The sequence below is a fragment of the Nitrosophilus sp. genome (assembly GCF_982775275.1).
Genome location: NZ_CEXZHP010000145.1, coordinates 1 through 3918 on the forward strand (window position 1 = coordinate 1; position 3918 = coordinate 3918).

General features: G+C 31.9%; 5 protein-coding genes. All 5 read right to left on the bottom strand.

The features are described from left to right. Positions 1-684 (bottom strand): flagellar hook-basal body complex protein (locus tag AC30RD_RS07070; RefSeq protein WP_489493710.1); only part of this gene is annotated, 684 nt, incomplete at its 3' end. A 1-nt stretch (position 685) separates the two neighbouring features. Next, positions 686-1339, bottom strand: a complete 654-nt coding sequence (locus AC30RD_RS07075; protein ID WP_489493711.1) for a flagellar hook assembly protein FlgD — start codon at positions 1337-1339, stop codon at positions 686-688. Between the two features lie 115 nt (positions 1340-1454). Beyond that, positions 1455-2756 (bottom strand): FliI/YscN family ATPase, encoded by a 1302-nt coding sequence (locus tag AC30RD_RS07080; protein WP_489493712.1) that lies wholly within the window; start codon positions 2754-2756, stop codon positions 1455-1457. After that, the gene (locus tag AC30RD_RS07085; RefSeq protein ID WP_489493714.1) at positions 2722-3390 is read right to left on the bottom strand and encodes a hypothetical protein; all 669 of its coding nucleotides are present in this window, start codon (positions 3388-3390) and stop codon (positions 2722-2724) included. Before AC30RD_RS07085 ends, AC30RD_RS07080 begins: the two co-directional genes overlap by 35 nt. After that, a partial coding sequence (locus tag AC30RD_RS07090) for a flagellar M-ring protein FliF C-terminal domain-containing protein (protein WP_489493715.1) occupies positions 3387-3918 on the bottom strand: 532 nt, incomplete at its 5' end. The genes AC30RD_RS07090 and AC30RD_RS07085, both read right to left, overlap by 4 nt.

The following is a 3918-nucleotide window of genomic DNA, read 5'->3' on the forward strand; positions in this document are numbered from 1 at the left end:
GTCAATTTGAGTATATACTCTCCAAGTATTTATATCTGTTTTAACAAAAAAATGTTTCAATGTATGAGAGGTTCCCAAACTATCATAAGTAGTAATCGTATTTACATAATGATAAGTTGAAGGATCGCTTGGATCAAAGGTAGAAGATATCGCTTGAACATTGGCATCTAAATTTGCCGGATTTTCAAATTCTATTTGATCCGTATTTTTCGGTTCCAAAGAACTAGGAATATTTATATTTCCCATAGGACCAGCAATATTTCCAGCATCGTCTAACGTCCATCCTTGGAGTCTATAACCGTTTTGATTTATTACATCCCCATTTGCATCAATTCTGAAATCTCCAGCTCTTGTATAATATACCAAATCGGCAGCCGGATTTTTTACCATAAAAAAACCTTCACCATCAAGTGCTAGAGCTAAAGGGGAATTTATTGTTTGAAAAGTCCCTTGAGAAAAATCTTTTAAAGTAGAAGCCACAAACGCTCCTCCGCCTATTTCATTGTTTTTTGGAACACCACTTGTCGAATAGGTAGTTAAAGAACTTGAAATTAAATCCTGAAAATTTACTCTTTCTTGCTTAAAACCTATAGTATTAACGTTTGCTATGTTATCAGAAATTACTGAAAGCCATGTTTTATTGGCATTTAATCCCGTATTGCCCGTATAAAACGATTGTAGCATTTTAGCCTCCTATCTGGATGATATTATCTAAATCAATTGAACCATACTCAAAAAGAGCAACTATATTGTCATAATCTTTTTCTACTCCAGTTACTAAAGCTGTTGAATAAACGGTAGATCTTACATCTCCTTCTACATTTTTTGCAACTACTGAAACAGAGTAGTAACCATCTTCAAGTGAATCGTTATTAATTTCATATGGATATATAACTCCACCGCTTAAATAAGAAAAAGTTTCGCTTTCCACAATATTGCCATTTGAATCATAAACATAAATATCAACTACATCTGCATTTGAATCTAGTTTAAATTCAATTTTACTGGTTCCGTCTTGCAAATATGTTTGATTTCCTTCATAAACAATTTTTTCATTTATTAAATTGGAAGCTTGCAATAAAAGCGTAGAAGAGTTATCTGAAGTTAAAGTTTGCACTGCATTTTCGAAATCATTCATAACTTCAAGCTCTCTAAGTTTTATCGTATCATCAATAAATTGACTTATATCTTCTGCTTCAAAAGGATCTTGGTACTGAAAATTTGCTAGTAAAACTTTTAAAAAATCCTCTTGATCCATTTGAGAATTATCATAATTTTCATCAAAAACTTGTATCTCCTGTCCAGCAAACCCTGTTATAGAACCAATTTCATATGCCATTTGCTCTCCTTTGACATTTGATAATATTATTAAAAATCAATTTTTGGGATTAATTACTTATTTTATCTAAAGAAAATTAAAAAAATCTAAAGAATAGTCCTATTTTTGGAGTTTTTCATAAATTTATATCGATTTTTGAAACAAGATCAAAAAGTTTTTGGAAGCTCTCTTTCAAATCTACCTTTTTATCAACACTCTGTTTTAAATAATCCTCCCAAAGATCGTGCAATCTTATAGCAGTATCAATCTTTGGCGATGTTCCCAATTTATATAAACCAAGATTTATCATCTCTTCGGACTCTCTATAAATAGATTCGATTTCAATATATTTTGATTGCGCTAAAAGAGTCTTTTCATCTACAATTTGAGGGGTTAATCTGCTAATGCTTTTTAATACATCAATTGCTGGGAAAATCCTTTTTTGAGCTAAAGCCCTAGACAAAAGTATGTGGCCATCCAAAAACCCCACCGCCGCATCTGCAACCGGATCCATCGAAACATCATCGCCCTCAACCAAAACCGTATAAATACCGGTAATACTTCCTTTACCAGAAAAGGTGCCGGCTTGTTCAATTATTTTTGGTAAAAGAGAAAAAACAGAAGGAGTGTATCCTTTACTTGTTGGCGGCTCACCAATAGCCAAGCCTATCTCTCTTTGCGCCATAGCAAGTCTGGTTAATGAATCAACCATAAAAAGCACATCTTTTTTTATATTTGAAAAATAGTTTGCGATGGCGATGGCCGAATATACGGCCCTTATTTTCGCTAAAGGCGTTTGATCGGAAGTTGCAACCACTACAACAGATTTTTTTAATCCCTCTTCGCCAAGATTATCCTCTATAAACTCTCTAACTTCTCTTCCCCTCTCTCCAATTAAAGCGATAACGTTTACATCTGTTTTTGTAAATCTAGATATCATTCCAAGAAGAGTGCTTTTACCGATACCTGCACCCGCAAAGATTCCGATCCTTTGTCCTTTACCTACGGTTAACAAGCCGTTTATGCTTCTAACACCCATATCAAGGGGTTCTACGATTCTATCTCTTTTTAAAGGGTTGATAGGATCGTTTTTTAGATAGTAAAAATTTGAATATTCAATTTTATCTTTATTTAAAGGATTCCCGAAAGGATCTATAACAGAACCTAAAAGATTTTCTCCTACACCTATATTTATAGGCTCAAGTTTTGCTTCCACAAAACTTCCAACCTTTACTCCTCTTGTATCATCATAAGCCATCAAAAGGGTTTTATGATCTTTAAAGCCTACTATTTCAGCTTCGATTCCATTTTCAAAAACGCAAGAATCTCCAATGGAAACTTTAGGCAAAATAGCCTCGATTATCGGACCGCTAACACCTACTATTTTACCTTTTACCTTATATTTAGGTAAACTTTTTAGTCTCTCTTTTAATTTCATCTTTTAAAACTTCAATCTTTTCTTTTAATCTATTTTCGAGTTTAAAATCATAAAACTCGATAATGAAATCGCCCTCTTTCAACTTTGTATCTTTTTCTATTTTTATGGATGGAAAGCTTTTTTTTATCTCTTCAAATATCGATGAGGAGACTTTTATCTCTAAAGGAAGATTTTCTTTAAACTCTGCAATTATTTGAAAAATAGCCTCTTTTATAATTTCGCTATTTGATTTTTGAATATATAAATATTCTAAAATCTCTTCTAAATTATCAAGCAAAATATTGCTTAGACTATTTAGATAATTTTCAAGTTTCTCTCTTATCTCTTTTTCTATAAATTGATATCTTTTGCTTAAATTTTCTAAATCCTTTTCTCTTTCTTGTAAAAACTCTTTTTTTATCTCTTCTATTTTTTTAAGATACTCTTTATCTTTTATTTTGCTAGCTTCTAAAAAACCTTTTTTATAATACTCATCTTTTGTTTTTTCAATAATATTTTTAAAATTTTGCTCTAACTCCAAAATCTTTTCTTGATAAAACTCTTCTACCTCTTTTGGAGTTATTTCATCCTGATTTTTTTTGCTTTTTAATATATTTATATCTTTTAGCTTGCCAAAATCGTCTAAATCTATCATTTTTCTTCTTTCATCCATTTACTTATCATAGACGCAATTAGCTCTGGGTTTTCTTCTACCATTTCCATAATTTTCTGATAAGCCGGCTCTGCCTCAAGATTTAGCATAGTGCTCTCTTTTTCGTGTAATTTGCTCATCTCTTTCATAGATTCTGCCAAGGCTTTCTCTTCGGCTAATTTTGCTGCTTTTTTAGCTTTTGATGCTTTAATCATAAATACAATCAATAAAACAAACAATACTAAAGCAAGTCCACCGACTACAAGCAAAAGTATCATATCTTTAGTAGATAAAGCCTCAGCTTCGATCTCTATACTTTTTGGCGCTTCAAAAGGAACACTTATAACCGTAACTTTATCCCCCCTTTTTGGATCAAAACCAACAGCACTCTTTATTAGTTCCTCGTAAGAGGCAAGCTCTTCTTTGCTTCTTGGTATAAACTCTTTAATTTCGGTGCCGTTTGAATCTTTTTTTGTTATATATTTTCCATCAACCAATACCCCTATACTTATCTTTTTTATTTTAAATATA

Coding starts and splice junctions, on each gene's coding strand:
- AC30RD_RS07080 (WP_489493712.1), bottom strand. CDS start 2,756: ATGAAATTAAAAGAGAGACTAAAAAGTTTACCTAAATATAAGGTAAAA.
- AC30RD_RS07075 (WP_489493711.1), bottom strand. CDS start 1,339: ATGGCATATGAAATTGGTTCTATAACAGGGTTTGCTGGACAGGAGATA.
- AC30RD_RS07085 (WP_489493714.1), bottom strand. CDS start 3,390: ATGATAGATTTAGACGATTTTGGCAAGCTAAAAGATATAAATATATTA.